General features: G+C 49.4%; 1 protein-coding gene. It reads left to right on the forward strand.

From position 1 onward, the window contains the following. Nucleotides 1-123 precede the first annotated feature (123 nt). Nucleotides 124-713 (forward strand): PKD domain-containing protein (locus tag A3729_RS07820; protein WP_231877382.1); only part of this gene is annotated, 590 nt, incomplete at its 3' end.

Consider the following 713-nt stretch of genomic DNA (forward strand, 5'->3'; position numbering starts at 1 on the left):
CTATTCAATAGATTATAGAAGACACCATAAATTTTGGCCCATTTAATGCTTCCCTAGCTGGTAATCGCGCTAAAACCTTAGACAGCGCTTTGAATATACCTTTGACACTTTAGTATAGCTGCCATGAAAATTTTTCTACAACGATGCTGGATAGTGCCGCTAGTTCTATTACTCAGTGCCTGTAATGGAGGCTCGTCTGGCAAATCTTCGCCCCAAAATCATCAACCTGTAGCCAATGCAGGTGAAGACATGACGGTCACCGAAAAACAATTAGTGACCTTAGACGGTTCTGCCAGCCATGACCCAGACGAAGACGATATAAACTACAAGTGGATTCAGGTTGACGGTCCCTTCGTGGAACTCAGCTCAGACGAAGATGACTCACCGAGCTTTATTGCCCCTGACGGAAGTACAACCCTGCGCTACCAGCTACACATTAGCGACGGGATCAACTCATCTGTCCCTGATACCGTCACGGTAACTGTACTAGAACAAGCTGACAACAACACCCACTCTAATCCTGATAGCAGTTCTGACCCTGACACCGGCTCTGACCCTGACAGCGGCTCTGACCCTGACAGCGGCTCTGACCCTGACAGCGGTTCTGATCCTGACAGCGGCTCTGACCCTGACAACGGTTCTGATCCTGACAGCGACTCTGACCCTGACAACGGTTCTGACCCTGACAACGGTTCTGACCCTGACAACGGTTC

The organism is Oleiphilus sp. HI0043 (assembly GCF_001634935.1).